Genomic DNA, 17577 nt, shown 5'->3' with positions numbered 1-17577 from the left:
AATGCCATTTTTGAAAAAGAAGAATGACTTTTCATTGCATCATGTTTATTGCCGTCTTGAATAGTCTGTGCCTGTGTCACTGCGTAAAAATACGCGTTCTTCTTCGTTTTTCTAATGGGTCTTGCAATAGAATATGTTCGTTATCAGGAGGAAAGGCTATGAGTTTGATGGCCGCGTTGTGGATACTTGCAGCATTCATTGTTGTTATTGCTGTGGTGGCGCTCGGTGTTTGGATGGTTCGCTCTAACTTGCAAGCGACGATCAAGGCCTGCACGAAGGCCCGAGATGATTTCAATGAAGCAGATATCAAAGATATCAAGAAAACATTGTTGATTGAGATGGAACTGACTGGAGACTACTACAAATGCGTCTTGCGACAGGCTAATCTCAGCTTCATCTTTGCGCTTGTTTTTGCAGGTATTGGTATCTTGATCTTCTTCAGTATTATCATCTTCATGGTTGTCGGCTTCTCCGCTGACCTGGCTACTACGGTTATCAGCGGGGTGGGAGGTGCGCTCGTCCAAGTTCTCTCAGCCATCAATTTCTACCTCTACCGCCGCGCATCTGATCAGCTCCAGACCTTTCACAAGAGCCTGGACCGATTGCAGAACTACATGCTTGCGAACAGTATCTGTCAAGGATTGGAGGATGTCCCGAGATCCCTTACTTGTGCACAGCTCTCGCTCATTATTGCCAGCTCTTCAGTTTCAGAGAACGAGGAGCGTGTGATCGGCGAAATTATCAAGCATCGGGCCATACTCTCTACTGAGCAGACACATCTGTATGCTCATAATGGGCATAACTCTCTTACTGGCAATGCGACCGTTGCCCCATGATCCATAGGCCAAAAGACTAAATTGGCCTATGGATCGCCTCACCGTGTTTTGTGAGATCGCAAGGGTTTGCTAGGTGAGGCTAACACTTCATCGGCACGCTTTTTCAGTGCTTCGCCTGGTTCATAGGTAGGATCGATACGTGATCGTAGTTCACAATAGCGATGATAGATGGCTCGTGCTGCGGACCTTTTTTTCACATTTCCATAGTAGGCCAAGCAGCGTTCCATATCGCGTTCACTGTAAACACCTTTGTCTTTGAGGTCCAATCCGGTGGAGACTAATGCCTGCCACCCATAGAGCTGGGCAATATGCTCGATGACTTCATATTTTTCCTTGGCGGTCTCACAGGTTTTGAGATACTCCTGTTCTCGTTGGTTGGCATAGGCTAGAATAGCGAGGCATTGTTCACGATAGTGCTTATAGAAGGGAAGCGCCCAGGACCAGACGTAGCCTTTTTTCATATGAAAAGCTAAAAAGCCTTCACCATATTCTTTCATGACATGATGGCATCCTTGACGTAGTTGCTCTAGCGTAAGCAGGACAGGAGCATCCGCCAGCGGGAGTGCTTGGGCCTGAGCCACTTGCTTATAGAAGTTTGCCATGATGGGAAACACCTCGACACTGCAGGTACTCAGGAGTCGCCAGAAGGAGTCTTGTCCCTCTATCCGATTCTCGAAGAGATTGAATCCCTTCTCGCTGAGCATCAGTTGCTGAGGAGATGGGGTTTGCTCTGTGCCTTTTTCGTCTTCGTGAGAGAAAGGAACTACTGGTTCCGTCCCAGGGTCAGATCCTGCTTCTCCAGGCTTCACTGAGGCAGGAAGCAGGTCAGCAGTTCGCATTCTGGCAATAATCTGGTCATTGGCGCGTTGGCGATGAACGGCGAATGCAGTGTCTTTCCCTAGATCGTAGACCTCTTTCTCCACATCACCTTTGAGCGTCCATGTCCCTTTTTCGCACGTCGCAAAGAAGCCGACCGATGGTGCCACCGCATCACTGAGTACCATCGTCATCTGTTTGCCTTCAGGCCCAAGTGCGGAGAACGTGAGGCGATCTGTGACGGACAGGAGCGTGCTGATTGATGGTTGTTCCTCTTCTTCCTCTTGAGTTTCACTGCCTTCATTGCTCTCCAGGGCATCGACAATCGCCTGCGTCTGGCCTTCTGTAACCTGTTCCCGTTCACGAATTACCGCAAGCAGTTCCTCTGGCGTTGGCTCATAGTTGACCGAAGAATACAACCAAGTTGGCAGGGAGACACGCAGGTACTTCTCAAGCGCAAAGTTTGAGCGTTGTTGTGGGGTCATCTGGTGGATCTCCCGTAAGCCACGAAAGTCCCGAATAGCACGCCTAGTTTGTGCCACAAGGACTGCCGCGCCTGCGAGCACGAAGATCCCAACCCAGATATACAAAAAGTCTTTTAGATGTTCAGGTGGAATGGTGGCCATGCCTCCTTGAAGGCCATATGCCACGAAAAGCCAGCCACTTCGTTGGACGACCGTTAGGAGAACAGGAAATGGTATCTTCAGCACAACAGGGAATACGATAAGAAACAAGATCAGGCAATAAGAGAGAAAGATGAGGAGATACAGCACGGTTTGAGCATAGTTGAGAAGAGTAATTTTGGGTGTCACTCGTACCATGACCACAAAATCGTCGATCTTTTTGAGATCTTCGGTCAAGAACTTTGGCGCAGGAAGAGTAAATAGTGGAAATCTTTTGTGTTTCTGGTTCATAGATCCTCGTAGCTGAGCATATGCTGGGTAGACAGTAATAGGTTCAACAAGGTTCGAGCATCTCACGGTCATCTGATATTGTCGGGAGACATGAGACGTATTCACGTGTATGGAAGAACCGCCTGTCAGGGAGAAAGTCTAGAGGAAGTGTGATATACCCTCAGGATCGTATCCTATGACATTTCCTCTCTCGTGACCACAGGGGTTTTTGCCCGCTTTTCCGCTGAACTAATAAATACTTACAGACTATAACAAAACCGCTAACAAATCAATCAGTTTCACGGTGGTCGAAATGTTACTGGAGTTGTTAGCGCTTCTCCTGCTATTTTGCCCTCAAGACATGCAGCGCGGTCCAGGGCAAAGGATCTGGTGTAACTGTGTGGGTCAGGAATATTCCTTGTTGTGCCCATGTCTACCAGGTCTCCGCATGTGGCTCGCTCACCAGCATGGGCGGTCGACGTTCATCTGATGCCTTATTGAGACATAGGGAATGAGCCGTCATGCGCCTGAACAAAGAGACTCACTATTGAGCGTTGGAGGCTGACTGGCGAAGGCGAAGTAACCCGGCCAGCGTTCAAAAGCAATAGCAGCAGTAGCATACCTGACAACCGAACCAGGAACGCAATGCCTAGATTTCTTCTTAGTCAGTATGGGTCCATTCCTACTGATGCGACACCCGAAGAGATTACCGAGAAGATTTCCTCGCCACAGGCGATGGGGTAGATCAGATCAACAGAGTGCAATGGCTTGCGTGTGGGAGGAAGTCGGGACAAAGAAAGGATGCTTCGAGGGATAGGCAATGAGCAGAAGGGACACAACCCCGCCCGAGTAGGAGACTGCGCAAGGGATGTTCTGCGTTTCCCCGCTCCGCAAAGGTCGATGCGGAGAGAGCATGAATGCATAGAAGGTCAAGCCTTGTATCTGTTGACGTGTCCAGCTCTGCAAGAGACGATCGTCGTTGTGTGGATGTGTTTTTATCGCTCTTATTTTTTCTTGTGGCTAGCACTTGTCATAGAAGCGCTCTTCTCTCGTCATTTTTAGATACTGAGTACACTTTATCATGTGGATCAGCTCACATTGAGCAGGACGTTTGGCACACGATTATAGTGGAGTAAGGGAATGATTGGCTACTGTCTTACGATGAGGTTTTCGTCTTTTCCCTTTTTGATGTCATGTTTTCTTTATACATTATCTACAAAAATTGCTTGTTTACACGTTTATAAAATAGCAGAATTGAATGATATTCGGCGTATATCTCGACTTCAAAAGAGAGAAATGTCAACTCATAAATCAGTACTGATCTCGGTGTACCTATTTAACGGTACTGGGATTTATGATATGAAGTAGTTCTTGTGGAAAGAGAAGGAATACCTCAATGGAGCCAACAACTATAGCGCTACTTATCAGCCGTCTAGCCATTCAAATGATTCCAGGTAGTGATGTACTATTAACTGCCGGTGAGCTAGTAAAAAGCCTTGCCAACGCTCGGAAGGAATATCAAGAGGCACCAAAGGATTTGACCTCGTCTATAGAACAGCGGCGAGAGAAAATTTTAGGGACTTTAAATGAAGTTCAGACAAAAATCATGTTATATATGTCAAACCAGCCAGATCTATTAAGGCTTCTACCTATACTGTTAGATCAAACAATAACGGTTTATAAAGCTCAAACAGAGCAAGATCTTAAACTAGCTGAATTAAGCCTTGAACAAATCAAAGGGGCTATAAAGCAATATCAAGATATCGAAAGCCAACGCAAATTAGCTCGCTGGCTAGCTGTCGTTGTCTCTATTGCCGCTTTAGCTGGTTTAGGTGCTTTAATATTTTGGGGAAGTTCTGGTGGGCCAAACGTTAATACTGTGCTGCCTATCATACAAGTACCGCTTCCTATCTTATTGTGGAGTACAATAGGAAGCTTTACTGCAATACTTTACAGGTTTAATAGTTCAGGTGACATTGAGTTACAAGATCCTCTACGATGGCTCTTCACGAGGCCGCTTACAGGAATTGTAATGGGAACTATTGCCTATTTTGCTGTTTTAATAGGTTTAATCTCCATTGTTAAAGATCCAACTGCGGTTTCTAAAACCCTCTCTTCTGCAGGAGCAACGGAAATACTTTGGCTTGTTGCTTTTATTAGCGGTTTTAGCGATCGTTTTGCTGATGGACTTCTTAAAGCACTTGTGGGACGTTTTGGAGGGAACGCAGAGGCAGGATTAGTTACTTTAGATGGAATATCTAACTCTGCTAAACCTTCATTATCTGAAGCTCTACCAGTATTCAAATCATGGATAGAGCAGCAAAAAGCTATGATACCAAAAAACATTGTACTAGGTGCAGATAACCCAGGCCATCCTAGTAAAGAAGCCTCTTCGCAAAACGAAGCTCAAAAAGAGGATGTTGCTGATTTAGAGAAAGAGCAAGTGATACCTAATCCATCTTCGTAGCTTCACCTATGCAATCTACTACATTGTTATCTACGATTTAACGCCCACTCCTTTTAATCCTAAGAAAGAAGCATGTCCCGAAGAGCCACTAGGTTATCAAACATTTTTGCAGAACACGAAATCCCTGTGTATATTATACGTGTGAGGCCAATCTCTTCTCTCCTTCTCCCTCTTCTCCAACACTAGTTCGTACATTTTCGTGAAATTCTTCATGCCACAAGCTGTCAATCTGTTCGAGGAGAGTGTGTGGGAGCGGATCTTGTTCAAGGACGGCCAAATTGCAATGTACCTGGTCCACATTCCGTACCCCAGGGATAACAGCGGTCACAGCTGGATGACTCAAACAAAATCGCAAGGCTATTTGCGCAAGAGGAAATGATGGATCAACAAGTGATCGTATTTTAGCGACTCTTTGGAGCGTTTGTTGAAGGAGGTCGTTGCGAAAGACTCGACGCCTCCAATCATCACGGGGAAATTTCATGCCGTTGTACCAATCACCCGCTAATGATCCAGAGGCTAAAGGGGTTCGGGCAATGATGCTGACATGGTGCTGTTGGGCAACTGGGAAAAGCCGCGCAGCTGCACGTTGATCCAGAATACTATACGGAACTTCGACAATATCAACCAATCCCGCTTCTATGATGCCGATAACTTCTTCGGGTCGGTGATCGCTCACGGAAATGCCAAATGTGCGTATTTTTCCTTGCTGTCGCAGATGCAACATAGTTTCAGACCATGAACGTTCCTCAGACCAGGAAGGGCACCAGGTTTGGAAGAGGAGGCAGTCAAGGCAGTCAATTCCTAATCTCTGTAAGCTACCTTCTGCCTGAGCAAGAATATGTTCAGGGGGATAAATGTCTTGAAGAGGCGTACCAGGGGCAGGTGCCCATTGGTAGTCAAGGGGATACACTTTTGTACACGTAGTAACACGTGATCCTCGCTCCTTGAAGACGCGCGCGATAAGGCGTTCTGCATGTCCATTGCCATAAAGCGGTGCTGTGTCAATAAGCTGGCATCCAAGATCGAGTGCAGCATGTATTGCTTTTAGTGAGTCTTCATCTGATTGCGATCCCCAGCCACCTCCGATGGCCCATGTACCAATTCCTACGCAGCTGCCGCTTAGTTTTTCCTGTCCTAAAGAAATCCTGGTTGATTTGGATTGTGACATGTTAGCGTGCCTCTCTAGATGTCTTCTTTACAGAGCGCTTGCTAAATGCTCTACAACAGGCTCACCCTTCCATTGAGAGTTGAGCAGTTTCGCATAGATTTCGCGGGACCAATTGATGCTGCTTGCACTTTCAAGTATACGTGCTACCTGTAGTCCTTTCAAGGCAAACTCTACGCAGTCATCAGGTTGACCCGCAACAAGAAATGCTTCTGATTGTTGCATGAGCAGTCGGCAGTGGCTTCGGCTCAATTTATGATCAAGTTGCTTCTCGGCTTTCTGAAGATATTCTAGCCCCTTATATGGTTCTCCCAACAGCACATGACACTCACCACGAGAGTCCTGTAGGGATTGCATTGTTAAACGAACAAAGGCAAAATCTTCTTCTGGAGGAACATTGTGAGCGCGGTCTAGAAGTAACTCTGCCTGATCAAGAGCATGATAACATTCATCTCGATACTGTTCCCCGTTTCTAGCGAGAGCTTCCGCTAAACCAGAGAAAACATAAGCTCTTGTAAGAGGTTCGGCATGTACAGAGGCGTCCACTGCATGTCGATAGATGTGCAATGCTTCCTCGACACGCTCTTGACGCAATAGAGCCAGCCCACGACGAGCTGTTGCGGTAGCTAACATATCTGCTGGTAATTCGCTTTCATTGGCAGCTTGTTCTGCTTTATGAAAGTAGTCCTTAGCCTTACTATACTGAAATCTATCGCGGGCCAGGCTCCCAGCGAGCTGATAGTTTTGCGCGAGTATACGGCAGATTCTCGCGTGTTCGCTGCCACCTTCATCTGCAATCTGCTCCAGCCTTGTTATCTGGCTACGTAACCCATTTTCAGTAAGTGAATTAGTTGCTGTATAGTACAGTTGCCATCGTATTAGCGTTCCATCCTCCAGGCTATCAATAAACCAGGATTGAAGGCGCGCAACTTTACGAACAAGAAGATTTTCGATTTCTGAATTGCCTGTAATGAGAGATGTGCCTGTTAGACCAAGAACTTGCAGAGTTAGCCGTTTGCTTTTATCCATTGTACTGCTCTCTGTATCTTGTTCCGCATCAGATCGTAGAAGTGTAAGATCTAAGCTATGAGAGCCTGGAACATCTATGAAGCCTAATTCTTTAGCATCTTTTTTAAAGAGAGTACATAATTTCTTTTGCCAGAAATGACCAGGGGTATTCTCGCCGCGCTCCCACTTAGAAACCATGTTCTTATCAAGAACGCCGTGATCGTTTAATTCTGTCTCATCGCACAGCTTATATAGTTCATCAGCTAACTGTGTTTGTGTCCAATGTTGCAATTTTCGGTAATAAGTTAGGCGCTCATTTGGTTGCTTCTTTGATGCATGAGAGGCCATTCTTATTCATCCTTTCAGCCTTATAAGCCTATGATGCAACATACGTAAATTACTTATTTATGACTGATCTGTATGATCCGATTAAAAGCCATTAACTTTTATCTGTTTGACTCTTCCTCTAAAGAAGTTATTGACGAGGTATCTGACATTCCTTGAACATCCTGTAGAGACGATTGTTTGCGCGGCCCCTTTGGTCCAGGCTTGCGGGGTTGGTCAAGAAAAGCTCGAAGAGAATCTTCATACACAAACCAATCGCGCCCCAGCTTCTCTCCTTCAATGCTTTTACTTTTTAAGAGGCGTTGCATATGTTGTCTACTGAACCCAGCAATCTTGCGAGCATCTACAGCCTTCAGTAGAACGCGATCATTGCTTTTAAGGTGCTGCGTCATATGTTTTCACCAACTAATTGTGTTTCCTATGTAACATGACTTTTCTCAAGTATAACACATGATTAGGAAAATAGGTCAGTAATGCCCTTGACAATCATGTGTCCTATGTCACATAATTATTTACAGTGGTTATGTGACGTAGGACACATGATTTGGGAGTAGTTACGAAGTAGTTATAAAATGCCTCATTTGTTCGAGAAACCAAGACTATTTCGTGATGTTCCAGATCTATTTAAAATCATGCATAATCATAAACAGAAAGACACCTGCGGCTGCAACCGTAAGTGTCTTCCAGAACCTAGTACAGCATCGGCACTGACAGTTTTCGAGGCTAGGCAGCGTCGATGCTCGCAACACCAGGTCTATGAGCATTATACTCGGTCAGGCCTGATGGCGCACTTTCACATCAATATCGGTCCACACCACAGGTGAGCAGACACGGCTGATTGAGGTCACTCCGACTGTTTTCATGGATCGATGAACGAGCAGCACTTTAACAAATAGACAAGGTTCTCCCGTGTGAATGCTTCTGGTGAAGGCGAAGTAAGCCAGCGAGGTCATACAGAGAGGATGCGCGGTCTCAAAAGGTCTCGTGGCAGCATTAGCTGCTAGTTGTAGTGGCGAAGGAAGTAACGTTCACTAAGCACGACACAAGCGAGGCTGAAGCGCTCCGGGCGGCGCGATACGAAGTGGCCCCGTGCCTGGGATCGGTGGCACGTTACGAAATAAACCGCTCGCCTGTTGCGTGGCGAGTCACAAATAACGCTTCAGAGGGAGCGATAGCGTCAGATGTTCGGAAAGGAAGGGTAGCAAGAGAGCATCCCTGTCGTAAGCCCTCACTGTCTGACCATCAAGCGGTATGCCGGAGTGCAATTCTCCGGCCAGACAGTAGCCAGTCCTTATGGCTGGTAAAGAGTAACCATATTTTACATGGAAAGGAAAACGACGTGTCTCTCACACCAGAACAAATAGCGGCGATTGAAGCTAGAGCGCGGGCTGATGCTGATGTGCAACGCCTGGCGGCAGCAGGGTATTTGCCGGAGCAAATCAAAGCGATGGCGAGCGAATTAGCCTATGAGAGAGCGATACAAAGCTGGAATACTCACGCCCACGAGTACACCTCGGAGACGCAGGAGCAATCACCAGTGGAGCCATCTCCTGCCGCGAAACCCTGGTGGAAATTCTGATAGCCCGTTTTCTCAATACCTGGTCCGTTCAAGCAGGAACTGAGGTGCAATCCCTCAGCTGGGTCTTTCGGATTCGTAGTGCGTTCTGTGAACAAGTATCGCCCAGCAAGCCCCTATCAAGACTTCTGCTGGGCAACGTCAGTGCAGCATAGGAGGCCGCAAGTGACACTCTATTCTACTCCATCTTTTTCAGAGGATGAAGAAGAGAATGAAGACTTCGTTTTTCCGGTGCCCGAAGAGAGCGATGAGGATGACGAAGATACGGAATTGGTTATCACGATTGTCCCGTATGAGGAAGGGCTTGCCATCCTCAATGCAAATGCGTAGTGCTTGCTTGTTGAACTTTTCCGGTGCCTGATCCGTCAAAGCGGGAGCTGAGGTGCAACTCCTCAGCCAGGTCTTGTGCTTGTGGGTTGTAGTGCGTTTCTGTGGCTTCCCTAATAATCTCATCATAAAGGAATACGGTGATGCAACACCTTTCTGATGCTCCACCGCGCTGTCTGGTCTATCATGCCAAAGATCTCCAGATGAGGCACACTTCCTGTGCAGAGTACTGGTTGACAGACCGTATCCAACACTATCAGTTGGTGGCAGAAGTGGCAGCGCGAGTGGAATATGTGCGCGCCTTCACGACGCATACGCGTCTTTCCTGGATGTCGCGCCAGGAAATTGTCTGGTTTCTTCCTGATGAACCCCTGCGCTCCACTGCTATCGGCGATGTGATCTTTGTGTGTGAAACCGGGACGGCCTGGCTTGTCCAGCATCGTGAACTGCACCATATCCCCGCCGGGTGGTATGGGGGCAGCAATATGGATATTCTCAACGCTTTAACGCTTGCCCGCCGCATGCATCACGGCACGATCTACTACCGGGATCAGGTGGGCAATAAGGCAGTCGTGGAACTGACGAAAGATGAGGGAAACGTCAGCACGGTTCTCGTCAATGGTCGGTATGGTTCCAATCTCAGCGTCTTGCACCACTATTCCCTGGATCTGGATCATTCTTGGTCTCTTTGAGCTTGACCCCGTTTCGTAGAGTCGAGGAGTGTGGAGAACGTCTGAGCGTTCCACGTCTCATGAGTTTGCTTTCGATGAAGAAAACGTAGAGAACGTTACGTTAAACGTTTAAGATACTTTTACTCTATCAGAAAAAATACGTTACGTCAACGTTTTAAACAGTTGTTTCAAGCTCCTTTCTATTTAGCTGCTCATAGGCTACAGGGCTGAGATAGCCGAGTGCCGAATGCCGACGTTTGCGGTTGTAGAACGTTTCGATGTCGTCAAAAATGGACTGCCTGGCTTGGGTCTGAGTTTGGTAGTGGTGTCGATGAGTCCATTCTCGTTTGAGTGTGCCAAAGAAACTCTCCGTAGGGGCGTTATCCCAACAGTTGCCTTTTCGACTCATACTACAGGTGATTCCTGCACTAGCTAAAAGACCTTGATATGCTTGGCTAGTATATTGACTCCCTCGATCTGTATGATGCATCAATCCTGATTTGGGGCATCTTTGGATCAGTGCCATCTTCAAGGCTTTTTCGACCAGCTCCTCATCACGATGCAAGGACATGGACCATCCAACCACTTTCCGCGAATACAGATCCAGGATGATCGCCAGATAGAGCCAGCCTTGCCCCGTCTCAATGCCGGTAATGTCGCCTGTCCATCTGGTGTTTGGGGCAAAAGCATTGAACTCTCGATTCAAGCGATTGTCCGCTACTGGATTCTTATGTGAGCTATCGGTGGTCCGAACCCGGCGACGTTTCTGTCCTGCACTTATGCCTGCCGCTCTCATGAGACGAGCCACATGCTTACGCGAACATTTCACCCCCAGATCGTTCAGTTCCACATGAATGCGCGGACTCCCATAGATCTGCCGATTGTGCTCAAAAATTTGCTGAATGTGTTGCGTGAGTTCTTCGTTCTTCTGCTCACGCTCGCTCTTTGGTCGTTTGCGCCAAGCATAATAGCCACATTCTGAGACGGAAAGTGTTCGGCACATCGTCTTTACCGCATATTCTTGCCGGTGATCTTCGATAAACTGAAACTTCACCGCTATTGTCGTGAAAATATATGAAGCGCTTTTTTTAAAATGTCTCGTTCTTGTTTCACGACTTCCAGTTCGCGTTTGAGGTGGCGCAGTTCTTCGGCCTCGGGTGTTTGATGCCCGCTGCCTGGAAATGCCTGCTCGCCGTGCTCGGAAAACTGCTTACGCCAGTTATGAATGGTGCTGTCGCTTATCCCTAAATCACGAGCGATCTCGGTGATAGGTTTGCCACTGGTCTCGGCCAAGCGTACAGCTTCGATTTTGAACTCTTTCGTGTAGGCTTTTTGTTCTTTGGTCATCTTTCTTCCCTCGTTTGATTGAGTCTAGTATATTCCACATTTCCCGACTCTTTCAAACGGGGGGAAGCTCACTTCGTTGTCCTCTCTAATGCGGAAAAGAGCAAGCGCTTGTCTCCTTGCAGGGATACTCGCCCCCAAGTGGCCGCGATCTCCTCACACACCTGGTACTCTCTTCGAGCATACCGATGGCGAGTACTGGTGTCAAGCACACACAACAAGAGTGAAAGGAAAATATTCATGTCAGCGCAACAACTGCCCTCCATACGTACGTTGGGCAAGGCCTTCGCCAATCCAGAGCGCGCCTTTACGCATGCTGATCTGGCCGCATTCTTTCAGACTTCCTTTGGCAATTATCAAGATCCATCCTACGAGCTTCTGAAAGTTTCTCTTGTCCCGGAAATCGCCGTTCCAGCGACCTGGCAGGTGGATTATCGTGCGACCTATCAAGGCCTCCAGCATGTGCAACCACGCGATTTCAGTATGCTCATCATCCAAAAAGAGGGCTATGATGGCAAGCCGTATCTGAATATCACCATTCCAGAGGAAGTCCCCTCGAGTTTTTCTACGCCCCAGGAGGAAGATGCTGAAATGGAGCGGCGAGAGGCAGATGTGCTGAAAAAATGGGAAGAAAAGCGTGCGCGAAAGCAGGAAGAGTGCGCAGCTTCTTTCCCCGATCAGGGTGCGGAGTGAACTTTTTTCTCAATGCGTAGCGCGTTGAAGAGTCCTGAGCCGGCGTTTCCAGCACCGGCCAGGGTGACAGTATCGCAGTGAACGATCTTATCGAAAGGAGTATAGCACATGGACGAAGAGTACGAAGTCATGCCTACATACGGTCTCAACGAAGATGGTGATCTGGATGTTCACAGTGGCACAGGCTTCTGCCCATTTGGATGCCCTTGCCATGAAGATTCAGACCTCATAAACGGTGTGAACGATCTGTACCAGGAGGGGTTGCTGACCACTTCGGAGGCGACAGATATGGTGAACGGAAAAACCATTTAGCGCGTTTCTCAAGGCGGCCTGATCCGTCAAAGCGGGTGCCGAGGTGCGATCCCTCGGCCTGGCAATTCGCGATGTGTTTATAGTGCATTTCTTTAGTAGACCATGCAATCCTTCCCACCGCACAAGTGGGCATTATCCCTGCTGAATGGAGATGTGACACGTATGGACCTATTACGCAAATCAATTTCTTGTTCTGTCTCATTTGAACCTCGTGACATTTGGATCGGGGTGTATTGGCATCGGATTGTTGATGATGGCTGGAATGCATTGTTTGTGTATGTTTGCATTGTGCCGATGCTGCCCATTCGCATTGTATTGGGCAATTAGGAGGTTGAATCCATAGTAAGGAGAGCCACATGCCTCAGATTATCCCTGAAGGGTTCCAGCGCGACACCTTACCGCCCTCGTCAAGTGCAGATCTGCCTGGTCAGGCGCAAGGCGTCTTTTTCACGTTAGAGTTGGAGATCCACGAGGCACTTCTCAAGAAGATCGAAGGCTGGTTCGAGGGACGCAACGAAGTCGTGCTGGTGGACTACGGCACCACCGACAAAGAGGGTTTCGGCTACATCATTCTGGAATGGGAAGAATGCGAAGTCGATTCGCTGTTGCTCGCGATCCTGCGAGACGAGCCAATGGTGATTGATTTCACCACCTACACACGCGATATCAGCGATGAGGAAGAGGAGAATGAACCATGACCACTACCAGACGGTCACGTACGACGCGCGGGCCAGCAACGAGCGTGACGGCTAGCTCGGTTGTTGCCCCAGTTTCAACGATGAGCTATGCCCCGTCCACGCATCCACCGAAGTTTATCACTGCTGTCGGCGTTGGCTTCCTCATTCTGTGGGTAGTCGCGCTTATGACGCAGATTCAAACCAATGAGGCATTCATCACGAATGCAGGTCAAATTAATGTCTACCATCCAAACTGGGCCATTTTGTGGCAACCTATCGCGCTGATTGCGGGTCAGCAGTCGCCGCAAGAAGCCATCGCCACGATCTTTGGGTGGGGCATTGAACTGGTGTACTTGGGCTTCGTTGTTGGCTATGAACTGATGCAGCACAGTGTCGCGCGTTCTGGAGCGCTTATGGGCCGCATCTTCAAGACCGGCTCGTGGATTATCGTCGGCTTCAATTTCTGGACCGACTACAACTACGGTACGCTCTCAACAGCGGCCTGGGGGCATATCGCCTTCGCGTTTATCACCGGCTTTATCGTCGGCTTTTTCGGAACCATCGGCCTCGCGCTGATCGAGCATGGGTGGTCGAGAGCCTAGCGCACAAGGAATACGAGCATGGAAGATCAACGCCATTTCCCAACAACAACCGCATCGCCTGACCAGATCGGGGAGTCAGCACTCCCTATCTGGCAGCGTATCACCAAAGGTCAGACCATTGTGACTGGCACGGCGCTCGTTGCCTCCGGTATCGCCGACGTAGCAATGCATTTTGACAAAACAGGCATGTTCTTCAGCCTGCTGGCCGTTGGAGCTATCGCCAGACATAGCGACGAGATCGCGAAATGGTTGGTTCCGGGCAGCGGCGCTGAAACTCATGCTCGTCTTGTTGAAGCAACACAGCACGTCGTGGACACTGTTTCGCCAGCGACTCCGATGGTATATGTTGACCAGTCAGCACAAGCCAAGCTCAAACGGCTTTTCGGCTTGCGTTCAGAGAAAACCCCTGGTCTCTATCTGCAAGTTCCGGTCGCCGCGCCATCTCCAACTGTGCAGTCACAACAGATTGAGCCTACAGCCAGTACCTCGCCAGCGACCAGCAAAGACCAGACACGATCATGGAGAAAAGGCACGCTCAAGTGGGGCGTGTCGGTACGATTTGGGCGGCGCTTCGATCCACTCTTCGATAATGTGTTCGGGCGAGGTGTTCTTCTCACTGGCACGCAAGGTGCAGGCAAAAGCAACCTGATCGGTTCGACCATCTTGAGTGCGGCGCGCAACAACGTTCCCTGTTTCCTGGTGGACTACAAAAACGAGTTCTACCCATTGCGGGAGATGCATCAGACAATCATCTCCTGTGGGCATCCTGACTATAAAGAACAGGCTGGAGCGCCATACTACAGCGTGACGCCTGACAATGCCGCCGAGTTCGCCCACGACATGATGGAATGGGGTGCTCAGGCCGTCTTTAACGTCCAGTCGTATCGCGGCGATTTCGATGAGATGGCTGAAACCCTCGCGACCATCTTACATGAGTTGGTTGAATGGGCGTTTGACCTGGAGAGTGAAGAGGACCGGCCTCCGTGTCTTGTCGTCACCGACGAGGCCCACAATCTTGTTCCTGAGCAACCGACTCTCTCTGCACTTCCGCTCGATCCAAAGAGCTTCAAGCGGCTCAAGAAAGCGTATGTGGAAGTCGCGAATGCTGGCCGCTCATTCGGCTATACCCTCATTATGGCAACGCAGCGACTCGCCAACATTGCGAACTGGTCCGTTGCGAACCTCAACATCCAGGTTGTCATGAAACAGGATTTAAATAACGATATCGAGCGCTGCGAAAAATACATCGACAAAGAACTGTGTAAGCAGTTGCGCAATTTACCAGCGGGGCAGGGATTTGTACGAGGTTTATCAAAAACACCGATGCTAGTGCAGTTTGATCAGCAAGAAGCGCGGCACGTGTCAAAAACACCAAATCTAGCACGAGCGCAAAAAAGATATAAAGATAACGAGGGTCGCTTGCCTACGCGTCTGCGCGTAGAGGTTACGCCGGGAAAAAAGCACGTACGCTCTGACCAGACGCCAGCTGAGAGGGAAATTTCTCGACGTTACGCGCGTAACACAACCAGCGGCAATCTTGACCATTCTGAGCTTGAAAACACCGATGTTACGCGCGTAAGTTACGCGCGTAAAAATGAGCTTCTATCGGCTTCAGAACAGGGCGTACGTGGGCAAAACGACGACGTAACTGGCGTCATTGATTTGCCGACCGGCTGGGATGAAGAAAAGCTCAAAATGTTGCCGTTTGTGTACCGTGCAGTTGGCAATATCGACCGTACACTTACTGGTTTAGAACTCACGACCAGCCAGAAAAACCGCGAATTTGCTCGTACCATTTTGAAGCAGCAAGGATTATGGAAGGAGTCGAAATAATGGCGGCAGCACAACAACAACCAGCAAAGCGGCGTTTCTGGCGTGGCGTCGTCTCGCTCAAGCCGCTGAAAAAGCATATTGATTGGTGGTTGCGGATCATGGCGATATTAGCCGTGCCGCTCATCATCGGATGTACTATCGTCATTGGCGCGGAACTGGCCGCCCCTGACTGGTTCGAGAAGGAAACGCTCGGCAAGCAACTCGCGACACTCACTGAAGACTTGTTGAACGCCGCGATAGAAGGGTCGATGCTTGGCTGTATCGCGTTGGCGAAGCAGGCACGGCGCGATGGGAAAACGAGTCAGGCAAACATGATGCGGAACCTGGGCTGGCTCTTTGCCGTTCTCACAGTCGTCACAGTTGGCTTTCGTGTCTTTCATGTGCCGAAAGAAGCTGGGGAAGTGCTCTTGTGGGTTCGATGCGCCGCCGGTATCGTTTTCTGCTATCTTTCCCACATGAACGACGACGAGGAAGATGGCGAGGAGATCACGCCGCAGCAACATCGCTCACAGATGGAAGAATTGGCGGCAACCTTCTCGAAGCAGCTGCAAGAGATGACACAGGCATTGCATCAAAAAGCAGACACGCTCACGAAAGCGCTCGAAGAAATTCAGCAATTGAAAGCGGCCATGTCCTCTCGCATCAGGACAGCGACCAACAACGAGGCCATGACCGATAGGACAGCGGACATCAAATCTGTAGGACAGACCAGCGCGCCAGAGAGGACAGCAACCACATCAGCAATAGGACAGGAAAGCGAGCAGGCACAGGGCAACGAAAGCGCCAACAATAGGACAGCGACCACAAAAGCGGAGAGGACACCAGATAAGCTTGAATTGACACTTAACTTCCTGCGCGAGAATCTACAACGTGCCAGCTCGCCTGATATCGACACACTCCTCGCTGCTCACCTGGGCCTTAATCGGCCAGCGAGCGCACGTTTCTGGCGCTTGAAGGCTCAAGAATTGCTCGACGCGACCAGCGATAAGAATAATGGCGAGCATGGGGCGTTTGCTGGCGTGCTGGCCTACGTTCAGACACACGAGCCGATCACACAAAAGGCGGTCGCTGTTCATCTGGGGATCACTGAGCGAACAGTGAGGCGCCACTTTGCAGCCTTACGCGCAAGCGGACAATTGCCACTCACCTGGACACACGATGAGGAGGACAACAACCAAAGAGGAGGACAGGAGAGGACAGCGCAACCAATAGGACAACCAACACCGGAAAGTGTCCTATCGAACGAGCGGACAGAGGACAACGAAGAACAGGACAGTGAAGCACCGATCAATAATGTTGTCCTCTTCCGGCACGCTGCTCAATAGGACAACGAAAGAGCCTCATTCGTCAAAGCGAGGGCCAGGTGCAAATCCTGGCGAGGCATTTCAAGTCTGGGTTGTAGTGTGTTACGACGAACAAGCTTCTCCGCATGATCCGTGCGGGAGAGCAGAAAGAAAGCGAGGAACAATGACGAACAACTTTTTGAAAGGACCGGAACACAAACAGCGATGTATTGAGGCGATGCAACGCATAGGAGGGAAAGTATACCACAGCACGTTTGATCCAATTTGAGGAGCTGGACTACCAGACAAGGAGGTGAGTCTAGTGTCATCATCAGGAGAGATGGGTTGGTGGGAGTTCCGTTCCAGAAAGAGCCTGGAACGGAACTCCGTCACTCACTTGGCTCACCCACCGTTACAGTGATGGGTGTAGCAGACGGCCCTCGCTTCGCAGGCAGCGCAACCAGCGTGCCCGCAACCGGGAGGATTGTCTGCCATGGGCGTGATCACCAGGACCAGACCAGGAAACATGTTCGTTCACCTCCTCTCGTTCCTCTACAGGGCAGGGGTTCGGGAAACGACACATGCTGTTCCTCGTGTGGTGGGAGGTTCCGCCCCGAAACGACGATGTTCAGGGGCGGAACCTCATCACTCACTCAGGTCACCCACCGTTGCAGTGGTGGTTGACGCAAGCCAGCCCCATGCAGCAGGTCACGCACTGGTTGTGCCCGC

General features: G+C 49.3%; 15 protein-coding genes and 1 pseudogene. 11 read left to right on the top strand and 5 right to left on the bottom strand.

The window, feature by feature from the left end:
- The first annotated feature begins 158 nt into the window (after positions 1 to 158).
- Positions 159 to 836, top strand: a complete 678-nt coding sequence (locus K3T83_RS07960) for a TRADD-N-associated membrane domain-containing protein (protein ID WP_220202437.1) — start codon at positions 159 to 161, stop codon at positions 834 to 836.
- A gap of 38 nt (positions 837 to 874) precedes the next feature.
- On the opposite strand, the gene K3T83_RS07955 is transcribed toward K3T83_RS07960, so the two are convergent.
- The gene (locus tag K3T83_RS07955; RefSeq protein WP_220202436.1) at positions 875 to 2566 is read right to left on the bottom strand and encodes a hypothetical protein; all 1692 of its coding nucleotides are present in this window, start codon (positions 2564 to 2566) and stop codon (positions 875 to 877) included.
- A gap of 1375 nt (positions 2567 to 3941) precedes the next feature.
- Here K3T83_RS07955 and K3T83_RS07950 point away from each other — a divergent pair.
- Entirely contained in the window at positions 3942 to 5012 is a 1071-nt protein-coding gene (locus K3T83_RS07950) for a hypothetical protein (protein ID WP_220202435.1), read from the top strand.
- A 133-nt stretch (positions 5013 to 5145) separates the two neighbouring features.
- Here K3T83_RS07950 and K3T83_RS07945 read toward each other — a convergent pair whose 3' ends face one another.
- Together K3T83_RS07945 and K3T83_RS07940 are read right to left on the bottom strand one after the other, a co-directional pair.
- Complete coding sequence (locus K3T83_RS07945; protein ID WP_220202434.1) at positions 5146 to 6180, bottom strand: aldo/keto reductase; 1035 nt, start codon at positions 6178 to 6180, stop codon at positions 5146 to 5148.
- A gap of 27 nt (positions 6181 to 6207) precedes the next feature.
- Positions 6208 to 7533, bottom strand: a complete 1326-nt coding sequence (locus K3T83_RS07940; RefSeq protein ID WP_220202433.1) for a helix-turn-helix domain-containing protein — start codon at positions 7531 to 7533, stop codon at positions 6208 to 6210.
- Positions 7534 to 8869: 1336 nt separating this feature from the next.
- Here K3T83_RS07940 and K3T83_RS07935 point away from each other — a divergent pair.
- The 3 genes from K3T83_RS07935 to K3T83_RS07925 all read left to right on the top strand — a co-directional run bounded on the left by K3T83_RS07935 (position 8870) and on the right by K3T83_RS07925 (position 10125).
- The gene (locus K3T83_RS07935; RefSeq protein WP_220202432.1) at positions 8870 to 9109 is read left to right on the top strand and encodes a hypothetical protein; all 240 of its coding nucleotides are present in this window, start codon (positions 8870 to 8872) and stop codon (positions 9107 to 9109) included.
- 162 nt (positions 9110 to 9271) lie between these two features.
- Positions 9272 to 9436 carry a hypothetical protein gene (locus K3T83_RS07930; RefSeq protein WP_220202431.1) on the top strand — a complete coding sequence of 55 codons (165 nt, stop codon included), beginning with the start codon at positions 9272 to 9274 and terminating at the stop codon, positions 9434 to 9436.
- A gap of 140 nt (positions 9437 to 9576) precedes the next feature.
- On the top strand, positions 9577 to 10125 hold the full coding sequence (locus tag K3T83_RS07925) for a hypothetical protein (RefSeq protein ID WP_220202430.1): 549 nt from the start codon (positions 9577 to 9579) through the stop codon (positions 10123 to 10125).
- A gap of 154 nt (positions 10126 to 10279) precedes the next feature.
- On the opposite strand, the pseudogene K3T83_RS07920 reads toward K3T83_RS07925, so the two are convergent.
- Positions 10280 to 11451, bottom strand: a pseudogene (locus K3T83_RS07920) (IS3 family transposase).
- A gap of 237 nt (positions 11452 to 11688) precedes the next feature.
- On the opposite strand from K3T83_RS07920, the gene K3T83_RS07915 reads away from it, so the two are divergent.
- The 6 genes from K3T83_RS07915 (at position 11689) to K3T83_RS07890 (ending at position 16890) form a co-directional block, all read left to right on the top strand.
- Positions 11689 to 12141: a hypothetical protein gene (locus tag K3T83_RS07915; RefSeq protein ID WP_220202429.1), complete on the top strand. Its 453-nt coding sequence runs from the start codon at positions 11689 to 11691 to the stop codon at positions 12139 to 12141.
- A gap of 108 nt (positions 12142 to 12249) precedes the next feature.
- Positions 12250 to 12453: a hypothetical protein gene (locus K3T83_RS07910; RefSeq protein ID WP_220202428.1), complete on the top strand. Its 204-nt coding sequence runs from the start codon at positions 12250 to 12252 to the stop codon at positions 12451 to 12453.
- A gap of 356 nt (positions 12454 to 12809) precedes the next feature.
- Entirely contained in the window at positions 12810 to 13151 is a 342-nt protein-coding gene (locus K3T83_RS07905) for a hypothetical protein (RefSeq protein WP_220202427.1), read from the top strand.
- Complete coding sequence (locus K3T83_RS07900; protein WP_220202426.1) at positions 13148 to 13732, top strand: hypothetical protein; 585 nt, start codon at positions 13148 to 13150, stop codon at positions 13730 to 13732. Before K3T83_RS07905 ends, K3T83_RS07900 begins: the two co-directional genes overlap by 4 nt.
- A gap of 18 nt (positions 13733 to 13750) precedes the next feature.
- Positions 13751 to 15565, top strand: a complete 1815-nt coding sequence (locus tag K3T83_RS07895; protein ID WP_220202425.1) for an ATP-binding protein — start codon at positions 13751 to 13753, stop codon at positions 15563 to 15565.
- Complete coding sequence (locus tag K3T83_RS07890) at positions 15565 to 16890, top strand: helix-turn-helix domain-containing protein (protein ID WP_220202424.1); 1326 nt, start codon at positions 15565 to 15567, stop codon at positions 16888 to 16890. Before K3T83_RS07895 ends, K3T83_RS07890 begins: the two co-directional genes overlap by 1 nt.
- Positions 16891 to 17260: 370 nt before the next feature.
- Here the strand turns inward: K3T83_RS07890 and K3T83_RS57155 are convergent, their stop codons facing one another.
- Positions 17261 to 17386 carry a hypothetical protein gene (locus K3T83_RS57155; protein ID WP_268963447.1) on the bottom strand — a complete coding sequence of 42 codons (126 nt, stop codon included), beginning with the start codon at positions 17384 to 17386 and terminating at the stop codon, positions 17261 to 17263.
- Positions 17387 to 17577: the final 191 nt, after the last annotated feature.

It is taken from the genome of Reticulibacter mediterranei (genome assembly GCF_016587455.1).
This window is presented reverse-complemented; position numbering and strand designations above follow the sequence as displayed.

Bases quoted from the DNA above. Each gene is read 5' to 3' on its own strand.
- K3T83_RS07960 (WP_220202437.1), top strand. From the start codon at position 159: ATGAGTTTGATGGCCGCGTTGTGGATACTTGCAGCATTCATTGTTGTT.
- K3T83_RS07955 (WP_220202436.1), bottom strand. From the start codon at position 2,566: ATGAACCAGAAACACAAAAGATTTCCACTATTTACTCTTCCTGCGCCA.
- K3T83_RS07950 (WP_220202435.1), top strand. From the start codon at position 3,942: ATGGAGCCAACAACTATAGCGCTACTTATCAGCCGTCTAGCCATTCAA.
- K3T83_RS07945 (WP_220202434.1), bottom strand. From the start codon at position 6,180: ATGTCACAATCCAAATCAACCAGGATTTCTTTAGGACAGGAAAAACTA.
- K3T83_RS07940 (WP_220202433.1), bottom strand. From the start codon at position 7,533: ATGGCCTCTCATGCATCAAAGAAGCAACCAAATGAGCGCCTAACTTAT.
- K3T83_RS07925 (WP_220202430.1), top strand. From the start codon at position 9,577: ATGCAACACCTTTCTGATGCTCCACCGCGCTGTCTGGTCTATCATGCC.
- K3T83_RS07915 (WP_220202429.1), top strand. From the start codon at position 11,689: ATGTCAGCGCAACAACTGCCCTCCATACGTACGTTGGGCAAGGCCTTC.
- K3T83_RS07910 (WP_220202428.1), top strand. From the start codon at position 12,250: ATGGACGAAGAGTACGAAGTCATGCCTACATACGGTCTCAACGAAGAT.
- K3T83_RS07905 (WP_220202427.1), top strand. From the start codon at position 12,810: ATGCCTCAGATTATCCCTGAAGGGTTCCAGCGCGACACCTTACCGCCC.
- K3T83_RS07900 (WP_220202426.1), top strand. From the start codon at position 13,148: ATGACCACTACCAGACGGTCACGTACGACGCGCGGGCCAGCAACGAGC.
- K3T83_RS07895 (WP_220202425.1), top strand. From the start codon at position 13,751: ATGGAAGATCAACGCCATTTCCCAACAACAACCGCATCGCCTGACCAG.
- K3T83_RS07890 (WP_220202424.1), top strand. From the start codon at position 15,565: ATGGCGGCAGCACAACAACAACCAGCAAAGCGGCGTTTCTGGCGTGGC.